At 71.9% G+C, this 21,914-nt stretch carries 17 protein-coding genes and 1 riboswitch; of the genes, 15 read left to right on the top strand and 2 right to left on the bottom strand.

Features of this window, described 5'->3' with window-relative positions:
• The first annotated feature begins 140 nt into the window (after positions 1–140).
• The 7 genes from ftsZ (at position 141) to VA596_RS29160 (ending at position 5,731) form a co-directional block, all read left to right on the top strand.
• The gene (gene ftsZ, locus VA596_RS29190; RefSeq protein ID WP_323331386.1) at positions 141–1,445 is read left to right on the top strand and encodes a cell division protein FtsZ; all 1,305 of its coding nucleotides are present in this window, start codon (positions 141–143) and stop codon (positions 1,443–1,445) included.
• Between the two features lie 84 nt (positions 1,446–1,529).
• Entirely contained in the window at positions 1,530–2,237 is a 708-nt protein-coding gene (gene pgeF / locus VA596_RS29185) for a peptidoglycan editing factor PgeF (protein WP_323331385.1), read from the top strand.
• Complete coding sequence (locus VA596_RS29180; RefSeq protein WP_323331384.1) at positions 2,234–2,968, top strand: YggS family pyridoxal phosphate-dependent enzyme; 735 nt, start codon at positions 2,234–2,236, stop codon at positions 2,966–2,968. Before pgeF ends, VA596_RS29180 begins: the two co-directional genes overlap by 4 nt.
• A 97-nt stretch (positions 2,969–3,065) precedes the next feature.
• Positions 3,066–3,665: a cell division protein SepF gene (locus VA596_RS29175; protein WP_323331383.1), complete on the top strand. Its 600-nt coding sequence runs from the start codon at positions 3,066–3,068 to the stop codon at positions 3,663–3,665.
• Between the two features lie 115 nt (positions 3,666–3,780).
• The gene (locus VA596_RS29170) at positions 3,781–4,056 is read left to right on the top strand and encodes a YggT family protein (RefSeq protein WP_013224824.1); all 276 of its coding nucleotides are present in this window, start codon (positions 3,781–3,783) and stop codon (positions 4,054–4,056) included.
• A gap of 52 nt (positions 4,057–4,108) precedes the next feature.
• Entirely contained in the window at positions 4,109–4,954 is an 846-nt protein-coding gene (gene wag31, locus VA596_RS29165; RefSeq protein ID WP_323331382.1) for a DivIVA-like cell division protein Wag31, read from the top strand.
• 135 nt (positions 4,955–5,089) lie between these two features.
• On the top strand, positions 5,090–5,731 hold the full coding sequence (locus tag VA596_RS29160; RefSeq protein ID WP_323331381.1) for a hypothetical protein: 642 nt from the start codon (positions 5,090–5,092) through the stop codon (positions 5,729–5,731).
• 251 nt (positions 5,732–5,982) lie between these two features.
• Here the strand turns inward: VA596_RS29160 and VA596_RS29155 are convergent, their stop codons facing one another.
• The gene (locus tag VA596_RS29155) at positions 5,983–8,685 is read right to left on the bottom strand and encodes a hypothetical protein (RefSeq protein WP_323331380.1); all 2,703 of its coding nucleotides are present in this window, start codon (positions 8,683–8,685) and stop codon (positions 5,983–5,985) included.
• Positions 8,682–10,454 (bottom strand): HSP90 family protein, encoded by a 1,773-nt coding sequence (locus VA596_RS29150; protein WP_323331379.1) that lies wholly within the window; start codon positions 10,452–10,454, stop codon positions 8,682–8,684. Before VA596_RS29150 ends, VA596_RS29155 begins: the two co-directional genes overlap by 4 nt.
• Positions 10,455–10,830: 376 nt before the next feature.
• Here VA596_RS29150 and ileS point away from each other — a divergent pair, with 376 nt between their 5' ends.
• The 8 genes from ileS to VA596_RS29110 all read left to right on the top strand — a co-directional run bounded on the left by ileS (position 10,831) and on the right by VA596_RS29110 (position 21,828).
• The gene (gene ileS, locus VA596_RS29145) at positions 10,831–13,998 is read left to right on the top strand and encodes an isoleucine--tRNA ligase (RefSeq protein WP_323331378.1); all 3,168 of its coding nucleotides are present in this window, start codon (positions 10,831–10,833) and stop codon (positions 13,996–13,998) included.
• Positions 13,999–14,129: 131 nt separating this feature from the next.
• A complete protein-coding gene (locus tag VA596_RS29140; RefSeq protein WP_323331377.1) occupies positions 14,130–15,758 on the top strand; it encodes a penicillin-binding transpeptidase domain-containing protein in 1,629 nt (542 codons plus the stop codon).
• Positions 15,759–15,931: 173 nt separating this feature from the next.
• Positions 15,932–16,612 (top strand): ArsR/SmtB family transcription factor, encoded by a 681-nt coding sequence (locus tag VA596_RS29135; protein WP_323331376.1) that lies wholly within the window; start codon positions 15,932–15,934, stop codon positions 16,610–16,612.
• A gap of 97 nt (positions 16,613–16,709) precedes the next feature.
• The gene (locus VA596_RS29130) at positions 16,710–18,188 is read left to right on the top strand and encodes a potassium/proton antiporter (RefSeq protein WP_323331375.1); all 1,479 of its coding nucleotides are present in this window, start codon (positions 16,710–16,712) and stop codon (positions 18,186–18,188) included.
• Positions 18,189–18,355: 167 nt separating this feature from the next.
• Complete coding sequence (locus VA596_RS29125; protein WP_323331374.1) at positions 18,356–19,012, top strand: M23 family metallopeptidase; 657 nt, start codon at positions 18,356–18,358, stop codon at positions 19,010–19,012.
• A 93-nt stretch (positions 19,013–19,105) separates the two neighbouring features.
• Positions 19,106–19,220: riboswitch (SAM riboswitch) on the top strand.
• Between the two features lie 37 nt (positions 19,221–19,257).
• The gene (locus tag VA596_RS29120) at positions 19,258–20,595 is read left to right on the top strand and encodes an aminotransferase class V-fold PLP-dependent enzyme (protein WP_323331373.1); all 1,338 of its coding nucleotides are present in this window, start codon (positions 19,258–19,260) and stop codon (positions 20,593–20,595) included.
• Positions 20,596–20,611: 16 nt separating this feature from the next.
• A complete protein-coding gene (locus VA596_RS29115; RefSeq protein ID WP_323331372.1) occupies positions 20,612–21,247 on the top strand; it encodes a hypothetical protein in 636 nt (211 codons plus the stop codon).
• Positions 21,187–21,828 carry a hypothetical protein gene (locus tag VA596_RS29110; protein WP_323331371.1) on the top strand — a complete coding sequence of 214 codons (642 nt, stop codon included), beginning with the start codon at positions 21,187–21,189 and terminating at the stop codon, positions 21,826–21,828. Before VA596_RS29115 ends, VA596_RS29110 begins: the two co-directional genes overlap by 61 nt.
• Positions 21,829–21,914: the final 86 nt, after the last annotated feature.

Genomic DNA, 21,914 nt, shown 5'->3' with positions numbered 1-21,914 from the left:
TACTGGATTAGAGCCTGCCTGGTGCCTACCGTCCTGCCTAACGTCGGCGGTTGACATAACTCTCAATCTGGGGTTTAGGTTGAGAGTTGATCACCGGCCGGCGGGCTGTACGGGCACAACGATCAGGAAGGCGGACTTCGATGACGCCCCCGCACAACTACCTTGCGGTGATCAAGGTGGTCGGCATCGGCGGTGGCGGCGTGAACGCCGTGAACCGCATGATCGAGGTCGGCCTCAAGGGTGTCGAGTTCATCGCGGTGAACACCGACGCCCAGGCACTGCTCATGTCCGACGCCGACGTCAAGCTGGACATCGGCCGCGAGCTGACCCGTGGCCTCGGCGCGGGCGCCGCCCCCGAGGTCGGCCAGAAGGCCGCCGAAGACCACCGTGAAGAGATCGAAGAGGTCATCAAGGGCGCCGACATGGTGTTCGTGACGGCCGGCGAAGGCGGCGGCACCGGCACCGGTGGCGCCCCGGTCGTGGCGCAGATCGCCCGCAAGCTGGGCGCGCTGACCATCGGCGTCGTGACGCGCCCGTTCACCTTCGAGGGCAAGCGCCGCGGCAAGCAGGCCGAAGACGGCATCCAGTCGCTGCGCAACGAGTGCGACACCCTCATCGTGATCCCGAACGACCGGCTGCTGCAGCTCGGCGACATCGGCGTCTCGCTGATGGACGCGTTCCGCTCCGCGGACGAGGTGCTGCTGTCCGGTGTCCAGGGCATCACCGACCTGATCACCACGCCGGGCCTGATCAACCTCGACTTCGCCGACGTGAAGAGCGTGATGTCCGGCGCGGGTTCCGCGCTGATGGGCATCGGCTCGGCGCGCGGCGAGGGCCGGGCCATCCAGGCGGCGGAGAAGGCGATCAACTCGCCGCTGCTGGAGGCGTCGATGGACGGGGCGCACGGCGCGCTGCTGTCCATCGCGGGCGGGTCCGACCTGGGCCTGTTCGAGATCAACGAGGCCGCGTCGCTGGTGCAGGAGTCCGCCCACCCGGACGCCAACATCATCTTCGGCACGATCATCGACGACTCGCTCGGCGACGAGGTGCGCGTCACGGTGATCGCGGCCGGCTTCGACGCCGGCGCGCCGACCCACAAGAAGCTCGACCCGTCGACGTTCGGCTCCGGCTCGCGCTCGGGCTCGGGCACGGCGTCGGCCTCGGCCGGGCAGGTCTCGAACCAGCAGGGGCCGCCGTCGGGGGCCACCCCGGTGCCGTCCGCCTCGGGTTCGGGCTACCCGGTCGCGCCGCCGCGGTCGCACACGCCGCTGCCGTCGGCGGGCGGCCAGAGCACCGGCGGGCTCCCGCAGCCCGGCGGCGGTTCGCGCGGCTACTCGCCGATGGGCTCCAACGCGACCCAGGGCAGCCTGCCCGGGCGCGCCATGCCGGTGCACGACGACCCGTCGGACGACGAGGTCGACGTGCCGCCGTTCATGCGGCGCTGACAACGCACTGTGGTCCGTGAAGGCCACCTTGAGGGACTCAGAGTCCCTCAAGGTGGCCTTCACGGCGTTTGGGAGGATGAGGGCATGCGGGTTCGGCGAGTGGTCACGACCAGGGCGGGCGGCGCGTCGCGGCCGCCGTACGACAGTTTCAACCTGGGGGACCACGTCGGCGACGACGAGGGTGACGTCTACGCGAACCGCAAGCGGCTCGCGGCCGAGCTGGGCCTGGCCGAGGACAAGCTGGCCTGGATGGAGCAGGTCCACGGCCGCACGGCGACCACAGTGGACGGCTCGGAGACCCGGGCCGCCGAGGCGACCGACGCGCTGGTGACCGCGACGCCGGGGGTCGCGCTGGTCGTGCTCGTCGCCGACTGCGTCCCGATCCTGCTGGCCGACGCCGAGGCCGGGGTGGTCTCGGCGGTGCACGCGGGCCGCGTCGGCACGCGGGTCGGCGTCGTCCCGGCCGCCGTGGCGGCGATGACGGAGGCGGGCGCCGAGCCGTCCCGGATCGAGGCGCTGCTGGGCCCGGCGATCTGCGGCGACTGCTACGAGGTCCCGGCCGCGATGGCCGCCGACGTCGAGAAGCACGTCCCCGGTACCGCGTGCAAGACCCGCAAGGGCACCCCCGGCCTCGACCTGCGCGCCGGGCTCTGGCAGCAGCTCGCCGGCCTCGGTGTCGGCAAGATCGGCGTCGACCCGCGGTGCACGAACGAGGACAAGACGCTCTTCAGCTACCGGCGCGACGGGACGACCGGGCGGATCGCCGGCATCACCTGGATCGACCCGTCGTGACCGGCGCCGACCGGAAGGCCGAGCTGGCCGCGAACCTGGCCGAGGTCGAGGAGCGGGTCGCCGCCGCGTGCCGCGCCGCCGGGCGCGCCCGCGACGAGGTCCAGCTGATCGCCGTCACCAAGACCTTCCCGGCGTCGGACGCCGCGCTGCTCGCCGACCTCGGCGTGACCCACGTCGGCGAGAACCGCGACCAGGAGGCCGGGCCGAAGGCGGCCGAGGTCGCCGAACTGCGTCCCGAAGCCGCGCTGCGGTGGCACATGGTCGGCCGGCTGCAGCGGAACAAGGCACGGTCCGTCGTCGAGTGGGCGCACGAAGTGCAGTCGCTCGACTCGGCCCGGCTCGCCGACGCGCTCGCGAAGGCCGTGCACACCGTGCGTTACGCCGATAAACGTGACGAACCGCTCGACGTCCTCATCCAGGTGAGCCTCGACGACGATCCCGGACGCGGCGGCTGCCCGCTCGGCGAGCTGGCCGCGCTCGCCGATCATGTAACTCACACGGGTGAACTGCGGCTTCGTGGCCTGATGGCCGTCGCGCCGCTCGGCGGCGACCCGTCGGCAGCCTTCGAACGCCTCGCCGCGGCGGGGGAGAAGCTCCGGAAAGATCACCCGAATGCCGCAGCCGTGTCCGCCGGGATGAGCCATGATCTCGAGCAGGCGATCACGCACGGCTCGACGTGTGTGCGTGTCGGAACCGCGCTGCTCGGCGGGCGCGGTTTAGCCTCGCCGTAGGGAGCTCGTGCGGTCGTCACGTTTAGTGGTCGTCCACACGGGGCACTGACGGCGTGGAGAATCGTTGGTGCGGGAGCGGCTAGGGCTAGGGAGAGGCATGAGCGCGCTGCAGAAGCTGAAGGCCTACTTCGGGATGGTGCCCGCTGACGACGAAGGTTACGACGTCGAAGACGACTATCGGCGCGGATACGCGGACGACGACTACGACTCCTACGAGGAGCCGGCCCCTCGGTCGCGTTCACGGTACCGCGACACCGAGGACACGTACGACGAGCCCGTCAGCCGCAGCCGTTCACGCTCCGTGGCCGGGTCGGAACCCGCGGTCCACGGCGCACTCGCCATGGACCGGCAGCCGGAACCCGTGGCCCGCCTCCGGCCGGTCACCGAGCCGGTCGTGCGCCAGCCGGTGCGTGACCCCTTGAGCCGGATCACCACGCTGCACCCGACCAGTTACGCGGAGGCGCGGGCCATCGGCGAGCACTACCGCGAGGGCATCCCGGTGATCATGAACCTCACCGAGATGGAGAACGCGGACGCCAAGCGGCTCGTCGACTTCGCCGCCGGGCTCGCTTTCGCGCTGCGCGGGTCGATGGACAAGGTCACCAACAAGGTGTTCCTTCTCTCACCGCCCGATGTGGACGTGACCGCCGAAGACCGTCGGCGGATTGCCGAGGGCGGATTGTTTCTGCGCGGCTGAAGTCGCGCGGACCGCTGAGCGCAAGCAAACGTGATTTTGTCGACCCGATGCCGCGTCGACCCCCTCAACTGCGTCTCAGGATCGGACGCCCGGTTAGAGTAGGTACGTGGAAGCTGTGTGGCTGGTCGTCTGGTACGTGCTGTTCGCATTCTGGTTGTTGCTGACGGCGCGCATCGTGGTCGAACTCGTCCGCACCTTTGCACGGGAGTGGCACCCGGCCGGAGGGGTTGCGGTGACGCTCGAGACCATCTACACAGTGACGGACCCGCCGGTTCGCCTGTTCAGGCGAATCATCCCGATGGTGCGGATCGGCGGCGTCGGACTGGACTTATCGATTATGGTGCTGCTGTTGGTTGTGTTCTTCGCGATGCAACTGGCGACTCCAAGTTGATCGGGGAGACTTGGGTGGACCCTGCAGGCCATGGAGTGCGTGAGGTGATCTGATGTCGTTGACCCCCGCTGACGTGCATAACGTCGCGTTCAGCAAGCCGCCCATCGGCAAGAGGGGCTACAACGAGGACGAGGTGGACGCGTTCCTCGACCTGGTGGAGACCGAGCTGGCCCGCTTGATCGAGGACAACAACGAGCTGCGCCAGCAGATGGAGCAGCTCGACGCCGAGCTCGAGTCGACTCGTAGCGAGCTCGACGGTGCCAAATCCGCACCCCCGATGCGTGAAGAGCCGTCCCGGCGTCTCGCGCCGGTGCCGCCGCCGGCGTCCGCGATGGAGCAGACCCAGGCCCACTCGATGGTGGGCGACAGCGGCGAGCCCAACGTGCAGGCGGCCAAGGTCCTCGGGCTCGCCCAGGAGATGGCCGACCGGCTGACCGCCGAGGCGAAGACCGAGTCCGACGGGATGCTGGCCGAGGCCCGCACCAAGTCCGAGCAGCTGCTCTCGGACGCCCGGGCGAAGTCCGACTCGATGGTCAACGAGGCGCGCACGCGCGTCGACACGATGCTGAACGACGCGCGGACCCGTGCGGAGACGTTGGAGCGCCAGGCGCGCGACAAGGCCACCACGCTGGAACGCGAGTCGCAGCGCAAGTACACCGAGACGATGAACAGCCTGAACTCCGAGAAGGGCGGGCTGGGCAAGAAGATCGAAGAGCTGCGCACGATCGAGCGGGAGTACCGCACGAGGTTGCGCGGGTTCCTCGAGTCCCAGCTGCGCGAACTCGACGACCGCGGCTCCGCCGCGCCGGCTTCGGCCTCCTCGAACTCCGGGCAGTCGTCCGGATCGTCGAGCGGCGGCCAGGGCTACTCGTTCGGCCCGCGGGCCGAAGCGGGCTGAGTTTCTTCGGGCACACCCCGTCGGCGTCGCACTTCCTGCGGCGCCGACGGGGTTCTGCCACGTTTCGGAGTCGATCCGGTACCGCACGTGGGCGGGTCGTAGACCGAACCGGGCCCGTTCATGCTGTAATTCAGCGTGCTTTACATCGTGCTGGTACTGGTACTGGCGGCTCTGGGGTTGCTCGTCTCCGCGCTGATCACGGCTTCGTCGCTGTGGGCGTGGGTTTCCATCGGCCTCTCGGTGCTCGCCGGGGTGATCCTGGTCGTCGACTGGCTGCGCCGCCGGCGCCGGTCCGCGACGCCCGCCGCCGAACCTCGCGAGGTTCCGGAGCCTGCCTCCGCCGAACCCGACGAGAAGCCGAGCCTGTTCACCGAACCGGAGAAACCGGCCGAAGAGGATCAGACCGTCCTGATCCCGGCCGCCGGTGAGCTGGGTGATCCGGCCGACACGCCGGAACCCGACCTTCCCGCCGAAGCACCCGAGCCCGAGAAGGCTCCTGAGGCTGACGCGCCGACGGCTGCTTCGGTCGTTGAGAAGGAACCCGACGAAGCCGAACCCGGCGAAGAATCGACGTCGGAGTCCGACATCGCGTTGCTGGCCGACCTGGACGACGAGGTCGTCGTCGTCGACGAGCACCCCCGCTACCACCTCCGCGTCTGCTCCTGGGTCGGCACCCGCGACACGATCCCCATCGGCATCGGCGAAGCCCGCCAGCTCGGCTTCACCCCGTGCGCCCGCTGCGGCCCGGACGCGACCCTGGTGGCCGCGCACCGTTAGCTCACGCCGAGGCAGGTTTCGAGCGCCCGCTCGCCCTCGGGCGTCAGGCGCAGGTGCGCCTCGGCCCACTCCCAGAGCTGGGCGGGAGTTCGGCCGGGCTTCCCAGAGCGGGCGACCTACGCAGCCCAACGGTTCCAAGGCCGGGTCGCCGGTGGGTCCGCCCCGCCCCGGCGATGAGGGGACACCTGGCCAGGCCCTCCCGGCGTGGACAGCCCAATGGTTCCAAGGCTGGCTCAGGAACCGGGCCCTCCTTATTCCGGTAGCTCCGCCAGCAATCCCTCGATCTCCGCGCGCTGCCGCTCTGAGTCCTCCGGCAGGCCGGTCGCCGCGGTTGTCAAGGTCTCCCTCGCCTCAGCGAACTTCCCGAGGTCGCGCAGCAGCCGTCCACAAAGGACGTCCGCCGCCAAAGCCGGTAGCTCCGCGCCCAAGGTTCGCAGGTCCGTTGCCGCCGCGGTGGCGCGTGGGTACGCGTCCTCCGGGCGGTTCAGGTTGGCCAGCAGGCGGGCGCCGTCGTAGGAGGTGAGGGCTCGCTCCCACGCCAGGTCCGGATCGTCCACCGCCGCCGCGGTTTCCGCTGCTGTCAACGCTTCCAGTGCCTTGCCGCTGTCGTCGGCCCAGAGCCAGGACAGCACCGCCCGGCGCAGGGTGCGGAGTTCGGACGTGGTCAGCCCGGCTGCCTTGAAGTACTCCGCCGCCTGGGCGTAACCGGCCGCTGCTTCGGCGTCGCGGTCCAGCTCGTCGAGGACGTCCGCCTGGGTCTCCGTTGCTTCACCCGCCGCGGCCGGGTCCTCCGCGCCGGTGAAGTACTCGGCCACCGTGCCGAACAAGGTCACCGCCTGCTCCGGGCGGCCCAGCTCCCGGTACGCCCGGCCCAGCATGAACCGGCCCTGCGTCAGCTCGCGCTCGGCGCCCGCCCGCTCCAGCACCGGCTCCGCGTCCTCGACGGCTTCCGCCGCCTCCTCCGGCCGGCCGAGGTCCAGGTACGCCATGGCGACGTCGACCCGCACCACCGCCGCGTCCACCGGCAGGCCGGCCGCCGTGAGGTCCGCGACCGCCGACCGGAACGCCGTGACGGCGTCCTCGGGCCGGCCCAGCCGCCCGGCCAGGTTCCCGCGGAACCGGCTCGCCTGCGCCCGCACGAGCAGGTCCGTGCCCGCGTCGATCCCCGTGGTGGCCGCGAACGCGGCCTCGAGGTCGCCCAGGCCGTGCCGGAACCGCGCGCCCAGCAGCCGGACGCGCGCCGCGCGCTCCGGCGACCCGGCTTCGGTGTAGCGCGCCACGGACTCGCCGGCCAGGTCGATCGCCGCCGGCAGATCACCGTGGTTGGCGAGCACCACCGCCCGGCGTTCGAGCCACAACGCCGCCAGCGCGGGCGAGCCACTCGCGCGGACCGGCCCTTCGGCGCGATCGAGGACCTCGCGCGTGGTGTCGAGGTCCTCCCGGATGAAGTGGGCGGTCGCCAGCCGCAGCAGGGCGAAGCTGTGCGCCTCGGTGTCACCCAGCTCCGCCAGCCGGCTCGCGGACGCCTCGAGCGCGACTCCGGCGGTCTCGTCGCCGGCCCGCGCGAGCACCAGGAGCCGGATGCCCCGCGCCGACTCGGCCAGCACGGCGTTGCCGGCCTCTTCGGCTGCCTCGGCAGCCCGTCCGAGATCGCGCGACGCGGCTTCGGGGTCGTCGTGGTCCGCGGCCGCCATCAGCCGCAGCGCCAGCAGTTCACCCGTGGGTTCCGGGCACAGTGCGTCGAACTCGGCCCAGATCGCCTCGGCCGGCCGGCCCAGCAGGAATTCCCGCTCGGCCAGCTCCGCGAGTTCCCCGGCCGTGGCCGGCAGAGCAGGCAGCGCGACAGGAACCGGGACGGGAGCCACCGGCCCGGACAGCGGCAGGTGCTCGACGAGCGGCTCGGCGGCCAGCAGCGCGCGGATCCGGTCGCCCTGCGCGGACGTGCCGTTGCGCGTGTCGAACCGGGCGACGAGCGCCAGCGCGCGGGCGGTCAGCTCGTCCCGCAACGCGGCCACGGTCGTGCCGCCCACCGGGGCGTCACCGTGCCCGGCCGCGGCCACCAGCCGCAGGTTCAGCGCCGCCACGGCGGCGAACTCCATCTCCGCGTACGGCGTCGGGGCGTCGTCCAGCCAGGGGAGGTGGCGCTCGACGAGATCCAGCCCGCGCGCGTGGTTGCCGGTCAGCGCGCAGAACTCGACGTGGCTCGCGACCTCCCGCAGCTGCGCCCGGTCGTGCCGGATCGCGCGGTAGGCCTGCCGGTGCGCCCGCGCCGCGTCGTCGAACCGTCCGATGTGGACGTACGGGAGCAGCAGCGACGTCAGGATGTCCTGTGGCTGCTCGACGCAGGTGAACTCCCCGCCCAGCACCGGTTCGGCCACCTCGACGGCTTCGGCGTAGCGCCCCATCGCGGTGAGGTGCCGGACCTTCGCCGTCGGCTCGCAGCCGACGCAGTCGGACATCTCGCCGCGGGGCGAGGCCGACCAGAGCCGGTACTGCTCGGCGGCGGTCTCCCGGTCGCCGACGTGCCGCGCGAGCGTGGCGCGGTACTGGTGCACCGGGTTCATCGAGTACCCGGCCAGCCGGTACCGGCGCTCCATGTCGTCCAGCACGGCGTGGGTCCGCTCGAGCGGCATCTCCGGGAAGCGGGTCATCGACCCGGCCATGAACTTGAAGTACCAGTACAGGTTGCTGTCCCAGTGCGGGTCCGCCTCGCCGCGGTCGTGCACGGCCAGGCACCACGCGAACGGCACGAACGCCTTCGCCGGCTCCCCGCCCTGCTGGTACGCGCTGGTGACGAAGATCCTTGCGGCATAACGGAGAGCGGGCGAGCCGTGGGCGTCGGCGTCGCGCACCACCGTTTCCACGGCGGCGATGTGGGCTCGCCCGCGGGGCAGCTGCTGGGCGGACCACAGCCGGTCCCACAGCACCTGCTCGTCGGCGGTCGGCGCGCTCATCGGGCCTCCTCGCCCGGCACGGCCTGCTCCAGCAGCCCGAGGAACGACCGGTTCAGCAGCGCCGCGTCCGCCGGGCGGATCGGGTGCCTGCCGAACAGCAGCGCCTGGCCGTACAGCGACTCGACGGCCAGGCCGCGCAGGGTGTCGTCGTCGAGCCGGGAAATCCGGCGCACCAACGGGTTCCGGTGGTTCAGCACCAGCTGCGGGCGGTCGTCGGCGGGCTTCTCGAACGCCGAGAGCACGCCGGCCCACAGCTCGTCGACCTGCTCCTTGGTGGCCCGCAGCTCGCCGGCGAACGCGGCGGCGCGGTCCAGCAGGTACAGCACCGGCAGGTTGACCGGCTCGAACTCGCGCAGCACGACCTCGCAGCCGAGCCGGTCGAGGTGGCGCTGCGCGGCGGTGACGAACGGCCGGGTGGCCAGCGCCGTCGCGCTGTCCAGCTCGCTGAACGCGGTGGTGAGGTCGCTCGGGTCGAGCCGGGTCACCGCGAGGTCCGGCTCCAGCGCCCGCATCCGCTCGGCCAGCTCGCTGTCGTAGGTGTACCCGCCGTTGATCACGGCGATGTCCTGCGCGGCGGCGACGCCGGCCAGCTGCTGGTACTCGTCGGTCGTGGCGCAGTAGCGCAGCACGCCGTAGCGGCCGCGGAACTCGGCCATGGTCATCCGGCCGACGTTCGTCTCCACCGGCCACCACTGGTCGACCAGCCGCAGCATCTCGTCGTCGTGCAGGGCGAGCGCCTTGACGCCGAGGTGGTGGATCCCGAGGAAGCGGTTCAGCCGCTCGGGCGCGGTCCGGGCCAGCCCGACGAGCCAGCCGCGCAGCTGGTCGCCGAGGGCTTCGCGGGTCGCCTCCAGCTCGCCGTCGTCGTAGAGCGCCTCCCGGCTGGCCGTCGGGCGCAGCTCACCCGCGTCGACGACGCAGCGCGCGAAGAACGCCCAGTCCGGCAGCAGCCCCGGCGCGCTCTCGGCCAGCAGCATCCGCTTGAGGTAGACGCGGTGGCCGCCGTGCTCGGCCGGGCTGGCCGGGAACGGCAGCACGTAGGCGACACCGGTCAGCCCGGCGGCCGGCACGGCGAGCTCGACGACGTCGAACGGCGTGAAGCCGAGGGTGTCCTGGGCGTAGCCGACCAGGTCGGCCTGCCGCTGCCCGGGAGTGCGGTCGTCGCGCGCCCACGGCGGGCCGCCGCCGCTGATCGCGCGGCCGTCGACGGTGACCTCGAACGGCAGCATCGAGCCGTAGAGCGCGGCGAGGTCGGCAACGGTCTCGGGCACGAACCACGGCTCGGCGCCGGGGCGCGCGGTGAGCGTGACCGTGGTGCCCGGGGCGTCCCGTTCGCCGGGGCCGATCGCGTAGGTGCCGTCGGAGCGGCCGGTCCAGCCGACGGCCGGGCCGCCGCCCGCCGCGCGCGTCACGACGCGGACCTCGTCGGCGACCAGGAACGCCGAGAGCAGCCCGATGCCGAACTGGCCGAGGAACTCGTGGCGCTGGAAGCCGAGCTCGTCCCGCTTGGAGCTGCGCCCGATCGTCGCGAGCAGCTCGTGCACCTGGGTTTCGGTGAGTCCGATGCCGCTGTCGGCGATGTCCAGGACGCCGTCGCCGGCGACGACGGTGATCGCCGCCGGGCAGGCGGGATCCAGCGCCCGCCGCGCGGTGACCGCGTCGACGGCGTTCTGCAGCAGCTCCCGCACGTACACGCGCGGGCTCGAATACAGGTGCCTGCTGAGCAGGTCGACGACCCCGCGAAGATCCACCTGGAAAGTACGGCTCACCGTGAATGTTCCCCCATGTTTTTCGGCCGCGGACCAGGAATGCGGCGCGTGGTCATGCTATCGGTGACGGGCTCGCGCGGGCGTCCCCATTTCCCGTCGTGCCCCTCGTGACAACCCGGTTGCACCGGGCGGTTAACCTGGTAGCAGCACAGCGTCGATCCGGCCATCACCGGGGAGCTTCCGGAAGAACCGAGCCTCACCGCTCGCAGTAGAACCGGACGGGTGCGGCCCGTGACAGCCGTCGAACGAGCGGCCCGGCAGGCACAGCGCCGGGCAAGCGGGGTGGTACCGCGGAACGCCGCAGGGCGTCTCGTCCCCGTGTGGGTGACCGGGAGCCGGTCGTCCGTACGAGAGCGACGAACCGAGGAGCACCCGGATGTACCCCCAGGCCAAGCTCGGCGACAGCGCGGGTGTGCCGTCGCAGCCGTCCTTCCCGGAGCTGGAGACCCAGGTCCTCGCCTACTGGGAGAGCGACCGGACGTTCCAGGCGAGCATCGACGCGCGGCCCGCGGGCGAGCACGGCGACAACGAGTACGTCTTCTACGACGGCCCGCCGTTCGCCAACGGCCTGCCGCACTACGGCCACCTGCTCACCGGGTACGTCAAGGACCTGGTGCCGCGCTACCAGACGATGAAGGGCCGCAAGGTCGAGCGCCGCTTCGGCTGGGACACCCACGGCCTGCCCGCCGAGCTCGAGGCGATGCGCCAGCTCGGCATCACCGAGACGTCCGAGATCGAAGAGATGGGCATCGCGAAGTTCAACGAGGCTTCGCGCGAGTCCGTGCTGCGCTACACCGACGAGTGGCGCGAGTACGTCACCCGCCAGGCGCGCTGGGTCGACTTCGACAACGACTACAAGACGCTCGACGTCTCCTACATGGAGTCGGTGCTGTGGGCGTTCAAGCGGTTGTGGGACAAGGGACTCGTCTACGAGGGCTACCGCGTCCTGCCGTACTGCTGGCGTGACGCGACGCCGCTGTCCAACCACGAGCTGGGCATGGACGCCGACGTCTACCGCAACCGCCAGGACCCGGCCGTCACCGTCGGGTTCCGCCTGGAGGGCAACGGCAACGAGCTGGACGGCACCTACCTGCTGATCTGGACGACGACGCCGTGGACGCTGCCGTCGAACCTCGCCACCGCGGTGCACCCCGAGGTGGACTACGTCGTCGTCGAGAGCGAAAACCTCCCCGGCAAGCGGTTCCTGCTCGCCGAAGCGCGGGTCGCCGCGTACGCGCGTGAACTCGGCGAAGAGCCGACGGTCGTCGCGCACTACACCGGCGCGCAGCTGCTCGGGAACCGTTACGCCCCACCGTTCCCGTACTTCACCGGCACCGAGAACGCGCACCGCGTGCTGTCGGCCGACTACGTCACCACGGACGACGGCACCGGCGTCGTGCACATCGCGCCCGCCTACGGTGAAGAGGACAAGGTCGTCACCGACGCCGCCGGGATCGTCCCGGTCACGCCGGTCGACGCGCACGGCAAGTTCGACGCCACTGTGCCCGACTACGAGGGCCAGCAGGTCTTCGACGCCAACCCGAACATCGTCCGCGACCTCAAGAACGGCACGGGTTCGGCCGGGCAGCAGGGTTCCGTGCTGCTGCGCCACGAGACCTACGACCACTCCTACCCGCACTGCTGGCGCTGCCGGAACCCGCTGATCTACCGCGCGGTGTCGTCGTGGTTCGTCGCGGTGACGCAGTTCAAGGACCGGATGGTCGAGCTGAACCAGCAGATCACCTGGTACCCGGAGAACGTCAAGGACGGCCAGTTCGGCAAGTGGCTGGAGAACGCGCGCGACTGGTCGGTCTCGCGCAACCGCTACTGGGGCACGCCGATCCCGGTGTGGCAGTCGGACGACCCGGCCTACCCGCGCACGGACGTCTACGGCTCGCTCGACGAGCTGGAGGCCGACTTCGGCGTGCGGCTGGACAACCTGCACCGGCCCTACATCGACGAGCTGACCCGGCCGAACCCGGACGACCCGACCGGGAGCTCGACCATGCGCCGCGTCCCGGACGTCCTGGACGTCTGGTTCGACTCGGGCTCGATGCCCTACGCCCAGGTGCACTACCCGTTCGAGAACGCCGACTGGTTCGAGCACCACTACCCGAGCGACTTCATCGTCGAGTACATCGGCCAGACCCGCGGCTGGTTCTACCTGCTGCACGTGCTGGCCACGGCGCTGTTCGACCGGCCGGCGTTCCGCACCTGCGTCTCGCACGGCATCGTGCTGGGCTCGGACGGCCAGAAGATGTCCAAGTCGCTGCGCAACTACCCGGACGTCAACGAGGTCTTCGACCGCGACGGCTCCGACGCCATGCGCTGGTACCTGATGGCGAGCCCGATCCTGCGCGGCGGCAACCTGGTCGTCACCGACAAGGGCATCCGCGACGCCGTCCGCCAGGCCGTGCTGCCGCTGTGGAACTCGTACTACTTCCTGGCGCTGTACGCGAACGCCGAGGGCGTCGAGGGGCAGTGGCGCACGGATTCGGCGAACGTGCTCGACCGGTACGTGCTGGCCAAGACGCACGAGCTGGTCACCGACGTCGAGTCCGCGATGGACCACTACGACGTGGCCGGCGCGTGCCAGACCGTCCGTGACTTCCTCGAAGTCCTGACGAACTGGTACGTCCGGCGCTCGCGGGACCGCTTCTGGGCGGGCGACAAGGACGCCATCGACACGCTGCACACGGTCTTGGAGGTGACGTCGCGGGTCGCGGCGCCGCTGCTGCCGCTGACCACCGAGGTGGTCTGGCGCGGGCTGACCGGCGGCCGCTCGGTGCACCTGACCGACTGGCCGAACGCGCTCGACCTGCCCGCGGACGCGGCGCTGGTGACGGCGATGGACCGGGTCCGGCAGGTGGCGTCGTCGGCGCTGTCGCTGCGCAAGGCGAACAAGCTGCGCGTGCGGCTGCCGCTGCCGTCGCTGGTCGTCGCGGCCGGCGACGCCGAGCTGCTCGGCGACTTCGCGGACATCCTGCGCGACGAGGTGAACGTCAAGGCGGTCGAGCTGACCACCGACGTCGCCGCGCACGGCGGGTTCGAGGTCGCGGTGAACGCGCGCGCCGCCGGGCCGCGGCTGGGCAAGGACGTCCAGACCGTGATCAAGGCGGTCAAGGCGGGGGACTGGTCGCTGCAGGGCGGCAAGGTGGTCGCGGCCGGGATCGAGCTGCAGGAGGGTGAGTTCGACCGTCGGCTGGTCGCCAAGGGCGGCGGCGCGGCGGCCGAGCTGCCCGGCGGCTCCGGCCTGGTCCTGATCGACACCGAGGTGACGCCGGAGCTGGCCGCCGAGGGCCTGGTCCGCGACCTGATCCGCGTCGTCCAGCAGGCCCGCCGCGACGCGGACCTCGACGTCGCCGACCGGATCGCGCTGACCATCGACGCCCCGGAAGACGTCGTCGAAGCGGCGAAGCGGCACGAGGAGTTCCTGGCCTCGGAGACGCTGGCGACGTCGGTGACCCACGCCGCGGTGGCCGACGGGTTCGCCGGCACGGTCGGTGACGGCACGAAGGTGACCGTCTCGGTCGCCAAGGCCTGACCCCCGCACCGGCCCGGAACCGATCACGAATCGGTTTCGGGCCGGTGGTTTTTCACCCGGAAGGGCGGGGAATCGGCAAGCTGGGCCCTTGTGCGCGCGGGAGGCGCGCACTGGGGAGGGGTACGCGAGAAATGAGTCCTGGCAGAAAACGCGGCATTCTCATCGGCGGCGCGCTGGCGGTGGTCGCGGTCGTGGTGGCGGCCTTCTTCCTCCTGAACGGCGGGAGCGCGCCGGAAGCGGCCGCGGGCTCGGGGGAGACGGCCGTCGAAAGCCCCGGCGCGGCCGACCCGAACTCGGCGATCACGGAGTACCTGCAGGACGTCGCCGAGAACAACCCGGACGCCGCGGCCCGGCTCACGGACGACAACGCGGCGGCCGCCGTCGCGCTGCGCGACGCGCGCAACACGCTCCAGCCGTCGACGGTGGCCGCGAAGCTGACCGTGCTGCAGCCGACCCCGGCCGGGGCGAAGCAGACCAGCGGGACCTACCACCTGTCCTGGACGCTCAAGGAGCACCAGGTCTGGTCGTACGACGCGCCGTTCACGCTGGCCCAGGCCGGCGGGAAGTGGCTGGTGCACTGGGCGCCGACGCTGCTGCACCCGAAGCTCGAAGCGGGCCAGCGGCTGGCGATCAGCACCGCCGCCCAGGACAGCACCGCCGTCGCCGACCGCGACGGCAAGCCCCTGCTCATCAGCGGGGCCGGCGGCCTGCACCCGGCCGACGGCAACCCGGCGCCGCTGCTGCGGTCCGCGTTGACCGGCCAGGTCACGGCCGCGGCGGGCACCGGGTTCGCGGTCGTCCGCACCGACACCAGCGGCAAGAACCTGGAGACGCTGTTCGGGAAGGCGTCGGACGAGGGCGCGAAGCCGCTGACGTCGAGCCTGAGCCTGGGCGCGCAGAAGTCCGCGCAGGCCGCGGTGGACGGCTACTCGGGGTCCGCGATGCTCGTCGCGCTCGACAGCGGCTCGGGCGACATCCTGGCCGTGGCCCAGAACTCGGCCGCCGGCCTGTCGCCGAAGGCCCTCAACGGGCTTTACGAGCCGGGGTCGTCGTTCAAGATCGCCACTTCGGTCGCGGCGATCCAGCAGAGCGGCCTCAACGCCGGCTCGCCGGTCGACTGCCCCGGCGTCGCGACGATCGGCACGCGCACGGTCAAGAACGAGGGCTTCGAACTCGGCGCGACGAACCTCCAGACGGCGTTCGCGCGCTCCTGCAACACGACGTTCGGGCAGCTCGCGCTGAACCTGCCCGCGGACGGGCTGGTGAAGGCCGCGAACGAGCTGGGCCTCAACGCCGACTACGAGATCCCCGGCCTCAAGACCGAGCTGGGCAAGGTCGAGCCGGCGGCGAGCAAGGACGAGCAGGTCGAGGACGGGTTCGGCCAGGGCCGGATCCAGGCCAGCGCCCTCGGCGGCGCGATGATGGCCGCGACGGTCGCCTCCGGCAAGGCGATCACGCCGAAGCTGTGGCACGACCTCGACACCGTCGTCGTCAAGGGGTACTCGCCGCCGCCCACGTCCGTGCTGGGCGAGGTGCGGAAGATGATGCGCGCGGTGGTCACCAGCGGCACCGGCAAGGCGGCGGCGGGCGCCGGGAGCGTCTTCGGCAAGACCGGCACCGCCCAGTTCGGCGACGGCCAGCAGGCCACCGGCTGGTTCGTCGGCTACCGCGGGAACGTCGCCTTCGCCGTCGTCCTGGAGAACTCGAACGACTCGGGGCCGGCGGTGCAGCTGGCCGCGAAGTTCCTCAAGGGCGTCTGACCCGTCCCTGGACGGACGACACGCGTACCCGCACGGACGACACGGCCCGGCCGCGCCGCTCGGCGGCGTGTCGTCCGCCGGGGTACGCGTGTCGTCCGGCTGCGTACGCGTGTCGTCCGCGTGGGCGGGTCGCTTCGGCGGCCGCCGAAGCGACCGGGTCGTACCGTGGGGGCATGGAGACGATCGCGCTGGCGGAGGTGGCCGCGGTGCTCGCCGACCCGAGCCGCGCCACCATGTGCCTGGTCCTGCTGGACGGGCGGGCGTGGACGGTCGGCGAGCTGGCCAAGGCGGCCGGGATCGCGCTGTCGACGGCGAGTGAGCACGTCACCCGGCTGGTCGACGCGGGGTTCGTCGCGCGGGTGAAGCAGGGACGGGCGAGCTACGTCCGGATCGCCGACCCGCGCGTGGCCGAGCTGATCGAGCACCTGGCCCAGCACGCCGAGCACCGGCCGGTCACCGGGCTCAAGTCGTCGGTGCGGGTGCGGCGGCTCGGGTTCGCGCGCACCTGTTACGACCACCTGGCGGGTCTCGTCGGCGTCGCGCTGCGTGACGGCATGCTGGCCGAGGGGCTGGTCAGCACGGACGCCGGGCTGACCCTGACCGGCCGGGGCCACGAGGTGCTCGGCGAGCTGGGCGTGCCGGTGCCGGACGGGCGGCGGGCGCTGCTGCGCGACTGTCTGGATTGGACGGAGCGCCGGGACCACCTCGCCGGGGCGTTGCCCGCGGCTTTGCTCGAGCGGGCCGTCGACGCCGGCTGGGTCGCCGCCGAGGGGAACCGCGCCGTGAAGGTGCTTCCCGCGGCCGAGAAGCCGTTCGCGGCGCTGGGCGTCGATCTCGCCGCGTTGCAGCCTTAACACACAGGGTGTCCGACTCGTCCCAGTGGTACACGAACGAGTTAATCCGGCCGCTTCACTATTCTGAGGGCCCCACGGCACTCGGGAGGGAGGCGGCATGGACCAGCTTCCCGTGCTGCTCGGCGTCGGCGGTGTCGTCCTGCTCGCCTCCGTGCTCGCCGTGCGCGTCTCGATCCGGCTCGGCCTGCCCTCGCTGCTGCTCTACCTCGGCATCGGCGTCGTGCTGGGGGAAGCCGGTTTCGGCATCCGCTTCGACAACCCCGGCCTGACCCAGTCGCTCGGCCTCGCCGCGCTCGTCATGATCCTCGCCGAAGGCGGGCTGACGACCCGGTGGTCGGCGGTGAAACCCTCACTGGGCATCGGAATCGTACTGTCCACAGTGGCCGTCGTGGTGAGCATCGCGGTCACCGGCGCGGCCCTGCACTGGCTGCTGGGCCTCGACTGGCGGCTGGCGCTGCTGTGGGGCGCGGTCCTCTCGTCGACCGACGCGGCGGCGGTCTTCTCGGTGCTGCGCACGGCCGGGATCGGCAAGCGCCTGGTCGGCGCGCTGGAGCTGGAGTCCGGCATCAACGACGCGCCGGCCTACATCGCCGTCGTGGTGCTGGCCGAGGGCACCACTGTGGACTGGACGCTGCCGTTCCTGGCGGTCTACGAACTTGCGGCGGGCCTGGCGATCGGGCTGGCGTTCGGCTGGCTCGGCGGGATCGCGCTGCGGCGGGCGGCGCTCCCGGCGACCGGCCTGTACCCGCTGGCCACGGTCGCGGTGTGCGTCGTCGCGTACTCGTCCGGGCAGCTGCTGCACGCGTCGGGGCTGCTCGCCACGTACGTCGCCGCGCTGGTGCTGGGCAACTCGCGGCTGCCGCACCGCTCGGACACCCTGTCGTTCGCCGAAGGCCTGGGCTGGCTGGCGCAGATCGGGCTGTTCGTGCTGCTCGGGCTGTTCGCGTCGCCGAGCCGGCTGCTCGAGACGCTGGTGCCGGGGCTGGTCGCGGGTGCGGTCGTGCTGCTGCTGGCGCGGCCGATCTCGGTGGTGCTGTCGATGCTGCCGTTCCGGCTGCCCTGGCGGGAACAGGCGTTCCTGTCGTGGGCCGGCCTGCGCGGCGCGGTGCCGATCGTGCTCGCGATGATCCCGCTGTCCGAGGGCCTGCCGGGCGCCCAGCGCCTGGTCGACGCGGTGTTCGTGCTGGTCATCGTGCTGACCCTGCTCCAGGGCGCGACCCTCGGGCCGCTCGCGCGCTGGCTCGGGCTGTCGAAGAAGTCCGAGGCGTACGAGATCGACGTCGACTCCGCGCCGCTGGACGAGCTGGGCGCCGAGCTGCTGCAGGTCCGCATCCAGCCGGGCTCGAAGCTGCACGGCGTCTACCTGTCCGAGCTGCGCCTCCCAGTGGGCGCGACGGTCAGCCTGGTCGTCCGCGAGGGCGCGGGCTTCACCCCGCAGAAGACGAGCCGCCTGCAGGAGCACGACCAACTCCTGGTGGTCACGACAGCCACGGTCCGCGACGACGTGGAGCGCAGGCTGCGCGCGGTGGACCGCGCGGGACGCCTGGCCCGCTGGCGCGGCGAGTCGGGCCTCTGACCACCCGTTGTCCAGTGCTTGTCCGATCTTCCCGCCTACCTGGTGATCTTTTCCCGCGAGGGTGAACAACCCGCACCAAGATCTTCCCCGCGTTCCTCCTTTTGGCTTACTCTGCGCTCCATTTGTTAGCTCGAATGGGTGAGCATTAAGCCAAAGGAGTACGCAGGGTGAGGAAACTTCACGTGCGCGCAGCCGGCCTGGTCGCGGCAGCGGTCCTGGGGCTCGGGCTTGCCGCCGTCCCGGACGCGGCCGCCGAAGCGGGACCGTTCCCGGTGCTGGCGCTGCCGTTCAAGGCGGGGCAGCAGGTGTACTCGGCCGGCATCCACTCCGACGACGGCAGTACCGGCGTGAAGAACGCCCTCGACCTCAGCCCGGCCGACAAGACCGTGCGGGCGCCGCTGGCCGGGACGGTCCACCTGCAGCACTGCGCGGGCGGCGACTGGGTGGCCATCGACCACGCCGGCGGCTGGCGCACCGGGTACTACCACATGGAGGGCATCAAGGTCACCGACGGTGAGCAGGTCGAGGCCGGCGACGTGCTCGGGTCGACCGGCAACGCCCTCCCGTGTGGCGGCAGCAGCACCGGCGCCCACGTGCACTTCACGCTCTGGACGCTGCCCGACGAGCCCGCCGCGAACTGGAGCGGCCTCGCCTACAGCCAGCTTTCGACGACGGTCGCGGTGGCGCACGGCGAGCCGATCGACGGGAAGACGTTGGGCGGCTGGCTTTTCACGGCGGGCGCGGACCAGTACACCGGCACCGCGACGCACCTCGCCGACCGCATGGTGACGCAGCTGCCGGGCCACTTTCGCGCGAAGCTCTGACCCTTCTCGGATCCTGCTGGACTTGTGGGCGGCGTCTCAAAATGTGAGGAGGGGTCTGGCCGCCGCGCCGATTCTCGGTTACCTTCTGTGTCAGGTCATGAGTGCCAGCGTCAAGCCCCGGCTTGCTGGCCGGCAACCCTCCTTCCGCGGTGGGGTGCCCCGGGTGAGGACCGGGTCGGTCGCGCCGTGCGACCGGCAAGCGCGGGCCCCTCGCCGGGGTCCCCCGGATCGCCGAGGAGGCACCGATGACTCTCGCCATCGACCGCACCAGCACACCCGAAACCCTTGCGCCGCAGGCTGTTCCGACGGTCGCGGGTGCCTCGCTGCGGGTCCCGCTCGTCACCGGCGGCGACATCGGCTACGCCAACCTCGACCACGCCGCGAGCGCGCCGTGTCTCGACGCCGTGCGCTCGGCCGTCGACGAGTTCCTGCCCTGGTACGCCAGCGTCCACCGCGGCGCGGGCTTCGCGTCCCAGGTCTCCACCAAGCTCTACGAGCGCACCCGCGACACCCTGCGCCGGTTCGTCGGCGCGCGGAAGACCGACACGGTCGTGTTCACCCGCAACACCACCGATTCCTTCAACCTGCTCGCCCGCAGCCTCCCGCCGCGCACCTCGGTGGTCGTGTTCGACACCGAGCACCACGCCGCGCTGCTTCCGTGGCGGGGCCCGAACGTCCGCCGGATCCCGACCCCGCGCACCCGGCTCGCCGCAGTGTCCGCTGTGGACGAAGCCCTCGCGGAATCCCCGCAGGGGCCCCGGCTGTTCGTCGTCACGGGCGCGTCCAACGTGACCGGCGAGCTGCTCCCGGTGGCGGAAATCGCGGCGGTGGCCCGGAAGCACGGCGCCCGGATCGCCCTCGACGCCGCGCAGCTCGCGCCGCACCGCCGCGTCTCGATCAAGGAGCTGGACGTCGACTACGTCGCGCTGTCCGGCCACAAGCTGTACGCGCCCTTCGGCGCCGGCGCGCTGATCGGCCGCGCCGACTGGCTGCGCGCCGCCCGGCCGTACCTCGCCGGCGGCGGCGCGACCAAGCTCGTCACCGAGGACGCCGTCGTCTGGAACACCGGCCCCGAGCGTCACGAAGCCGGTTCCCCCAACACCGTCGGCGTGTACGCGCTCGGCGTCGCGTGCGAAACCCTCAGCCGGAACTGGGACGCCGTCGAAGCGCACGAGCAGGCCCTGCTCACCCGGCTGCGCAAGGGGCTCGAAAGCATCCCGGGCTGCGCCGAGCTGCGGCTGTTCGACGCGCCGGTCGACCGCGTCGGCACGGTCAGCTTCGTCGTCGACGGCTTCGACCCGGGCTGGCTCGCGGCCGTTCTCTCGGCGGAGTACGGCATCGGCGTCCGCGACGGTGCCTTCTGCGCTCACATCGCGGCCCGGCGCCTGATCGGCGTCACCGGCGGCGAAGGCCGGCAGGCGGTGCGCGTCAGCCTCGGCCTGGGCAGCACCGAGGAGCACGTCGACCGCGTGCTGCTGGCCCTGCGCCAGATCGTCGCCCGCGGCGCCCGCTGGGAGTACACCAAGGCGGACGGCCGCTGGGCCCCGGCCGGCGACCCGCGGGAGCTGCCGCCGTTCTGCTGAGGGTTAACCTGGGCCGATGGGGAGGCACTGGGTTCCGTTGGCGTTGCTGGGTTTCGCAGAACTGGTCCTGGTCACGGCCGAGCTGTTCCACCGGTCGGCCGTGGCCGCGGAAATCTCGGAGAACCTGCCGTCGGCGGGGCGGTACTACGAGGGCCTGTTCGGCTTCCGGATCGAAGGGTCCGGGCGCACGCAGTTCCTCAGCGCCGCCGACATGGCCCGCGCGTACGCCGGGGGCACCGGTCCGGCGTGGCAGATCCTGCTCATGGCCGCGTTCCTCGCGGTCGTGGGCTGGTACGCCGTCGCCCGTCGGCTGGGCGCGAAACCCGTGGTGGCGATCGCGGCCGGTGTGCTCGCCGGCGTGCCGCTGGTGGACCTGCTGCTGTTCAGCCAGTTCGGCTGGGACGCGGCCACCCGCGGCCCGCTGCTCGTGACGCTCGGGCTCGCGCTGGTCGCCTGGTACGAACGCAGTCCGCTGGTGCTCGCGGTGGCCGTCGTCGCCGGGGTGGTGGCCGTCGCGATCGCGGACCTGCCGGGTGCGCTGATCTCCGCGACCGTGCTCGTCGCCGGGGCGTTCGCCGCTATCCTGCCCGGATGGGGAGTTCGCGAAGGTCCTGGTTCCCGTTGGCGGCGCTGGGGTTCGCCCAGCTCGTGATGGCCGTGGTCGCGCTGGTCCCGGCCGCTCCGGCGACCGGCGAGTTCGTGAACATGCGCGCCTATCCGATGACCCAGGAGCTCCACGGGCTGGGAACCGGCGGGGTCGGCGGTACCGGCCTCGCCGACGGCGGCTGGTACTCGACCGGCGCCCTCGCGGTGGACGTGGTGCCCCCGGCGGCGCTCGGCTGGCTCGTCGGCCTCGCCTGCGTGGTGCTCGCCGTCGCGGGCTGGTACTGGCTGGGCCTGCGCCGGGCCGGGACACCGCCGCGGCCCGTCCGGTTCGTGCTCGGCACCATGGGCGCGCTGGTGGCCCTTCCGCTGCTCGACCTGGTCGGCGCCGTGGAACTGCGGCTGCCCGGCGACGTCCGGGGCGAGCTCGTCGCGGCACTGGGGCTGCTGGTGCTGGCGGCCTACGAGCGCAGCTGGCCGGTGCTCGCCGTGACCGTGGTGTTCGTGCTGGTCAGTGCGCTGCTCCCGACTCCGGTGACCGGCACGCTGAGCGCGGCGGGCGTGCTGTTCGCCGGCGCGTTCGCGGTCCTCCTGCGGCGCCCCCGTGACACTGCCGCCGACGCGGTCTGACCAGGCGTGGACAATGGAGCGGTGAGCACCGAGCCCAGCCACTCCGAACCCGACACCGACGCCGCCGCCGAGGCGGTGCCCGAGCC

It is taken from the genome of Amycolatopsis heterodermiae (genome assembly GCF_034929455.1).
Classification (GTDB): domain Bacteria; phylum Actinomycetota; class Actinomycetes; order Mycobacteriales; family Pseudonocardiaceae; genus Amycolatopsis; species Amycolatopsis heterodermiae.
Note: the sequence above shows the minus strand (reverse complement) of the source record. Positions and strands in the feature narration are given on the sequence as shown.